The following is a 2,067-nucleotide window of genomic DNA, read 5'->3' as shown; positions in this document are numbered from 1 at the left end:
CAAGCTCGCCCACCTGCGCCAGAAGGGAGTGAAGACCGAATAGGGCTCCCCCGCCTGGGTCAACACTTCCCCCGGCCCGTGCAGCAGCATGTCTTGGTAAGAGAAGGACTGGATCCCGGCTGCGGCCAAACTGGCCTGCACTCGACTCTCTTGCTGTAGGGCGAACGGCTCCCCATCGGCATTCCAAAACACAGCCCTGGCTCCCAGGTCTGTGGCCAAGCACCGCAACTCCACCGAGGGATCCCCCAGCCGCCAGATCAGTGGGATCCCCATCTGGGCGTAGCGCTCTTGGAGCTCTTGCAGAGCCTGAAGCAAAAAGGCCACCCTAGCTGGGGCCATGTCCGACCGTCTCAGCATCTGCGGGTCGAAAATGAAGACAGGCACCACCTGAGAGCTGCGCTGGGCTGCCTCATGAAGAGCTGTGTTGTCCCCTAACCGCAGATCGCGACGATGCCAAAGCAAAACGGGGGAAGTCATAGGCTGCCAAGCAATGGGATCCCATCTTGGCTGGTTTCCACCGCCTCTTTCAACTCACCCCCCCCAAGGCTGGGAGCCGGGGCGGCCAGAAGCTACATTCTAAAGAACCTTGAAGAACCCTATCAAAGCTCTAGACTGTCGAACACCCGACTGGGACAATAGCGGCAGCGCTCCTCTGGCTTTTGCTGGCCATCACTGTATCCCATCGCGTAAGCTGTATCCCCCAACATCACCACAAGCTGAGTCAGCTTCAGGGAAAGCAACGGGTCAAGCGGCTCCGTCACATTCAGCATAAACTGCTCAATGGAGCGCCGCAGCGCCTCTGGCGTCTTGATCATCACGTCTCCATCCATCCATCGATGGCTTTAGGTATTCATACTCAAGGCAAGATGGACATGGACTCAGGATAAAGGTGGAAGGAAGAGATGCTCGTAGCATTGGCTACTGTTCTTGGGATCGAGCCGGCAAGGGCTGAGCTCCACACCAGCCAGAGCAGGCTTGCGGATGATGTTAGCCTAGGTATCCAAAAATGGCGACAGCGCGACGGGTGGCACGGGTAGCAGAGCTGATCAAACGAGAGGTCAGCCAAATCCTGCTCTCGGAGATCAAAGATGACCGGGTTGGGGCAGGGATGGTCAGCATTGTGGATGTCGAGGTTTCCAATGACCTGCAAAACGCCCGCATCTTCGTCAGCATTTATGGGGATGAGACAGCTCAACACCGAGCTATGGAAGGGCTAGCAGCGGCCACACCCTTTGTGCGGCGGGAAATCGGCCAGCGCCTCAGCCTGCGACGGGTGCCAACGGTGGTGTTTTTGCAGGATCGCTCTTTGGAGCGGGGATCCCGCGTTTTGGCTCTGCTTAACCAACTGAGACAGACCTCTGAGGCCCAGGAACCGGAGGGATCCCAAGCTGGGGTTGAGGACACCGCCGAGGGCGAAGAAAACGAATCGAGCGGCGAATAGTTGCACCATTTCGAGGGATCCGCGCTGGAGCTCAGCCTGCTTTGCACGAGAGAGCAAAGGATCTGCCTTGATGGCCACTAGATAGAGGGGCCTTTGCTTTGCAGCAGTGCGGACAACATGAAAGAAAGATTTTTTACCGTTCGTGTCGCGTAAGCGGGCCCTGAAGTTTTTGGATTTGTTAGGCTTAAGGGAGCTATACAGCCCTTCCCCCGATCGTCTATCCGTACAGGACTCCATGTCTGCGGCACGCTTGCGCAAACCAGAGCGCTCTGCTCCAATGGGCAGCGGCGTTGTTGTGGTCAACCTGCGAAAGGGCTGTAAGGTTGCTGTCCATGCCTTTCCTGCCTTTTCATGGATGTTCAAAGCCCACTGCAACCGGATCCCTCTCTAGGGGGTGCTACTCCACTCCAAGCTCTGCAGGCCCTAAACCAGAGTGTTGCCGAAGCTTTGGTTTCCTGCTTGAAAGGGCAACCCCAACAGGCCACTCAGCACCTTTTGCTGGCTCTGCCGCAGCTCATGGCGGCTCTGGGGGCCTTGAGGCAAAAATCTTCCCTTCGCGTGGGCGGGCCGGAGGCCTTGGCCGAGCCTGCAGGTTGCCCTTCAGCTAGAAATCGCAGGAGCCCCGC

Annotated in this window: 3 protein-coding genes and 1 pseudogene; 2 read left to right on the top strand and 2 right to left on the bottom strand. The window is 57.9% G+C overall.

Annotated features, from left to right (window positions below; genetic code table 11):
- Together NW815_RS07285 and NW815_RS07280 are read right to left on the bottom strand one after the other, a co-directional pair.
- Window positions 1-477, bottom strand: a 477-nt coding sequence (locus NW815_RS07285; protein WP_414415851.1) for a deoxyribodipyrimidine photo-lyase, incomplete at its 3' end; no start/stop codon positions are given.
- A gap of 122 nt (window positions 478-599) precedes the next feature.
- Entirely contained in the window at window positions 600-830 is a 231-nt protein-coding gene (locus tag NW815_RS07280) for a hypothetical protein (protein ID WP_011431872.1), read from the bottom strand.
- Window positions 831-1,006: 176 nt separating this feature from the next.
- Here NW815_RS07280 and rbfA point away from each other — a divergent pair, with 176 nt between their 5' ends.
- A complete protein-coding gene (rbfA, locus tag NW815_RS07275) occupies window positions 1,007-1,441 on the top strand; it encodes a 30S ribosome-binding factor RbfA (RefSeq protein WP_414328963.1) in 435 nt (144 codons plus the stop codon).
- Between the two features lie 351 nt (window positions 1,442-1,792).
- Window positions 1,793-2,067 (top strand): annotated as a pseudogene (locus tag NW815_RS07270) (hypothetical protein); the annotation flags it as partial.

It is taken from the genome of Synechococcus sp. R6-7 (genome assembly GCF_047461695.1).
GTDB lineage: Bacteria > Cyanobacteriota > Cyanobacteriia > Thermostichales > Thermostichaceae > Thermostichus.
Note: the sequence above shows the minus strand (reverse complement) of the source record. Positions and strands in the feature narration are given on the sequence as shown.

Coding starts and splice junctions, on each gene's coding strand:
- NW815_RS07280 (WP_011431872.1), bottom strand. CDS start 830: ATGGATGGAGACGTGATGATCAAGACGCCAGAGGCGCTGCGGCGCTCC.
- rbfA (WP_414328963.1), top strand. CDS start 1,007: ATGGCGACAGCGCGACGGGTGGCACGGGTAGCAGAGCTGATCAAACGA.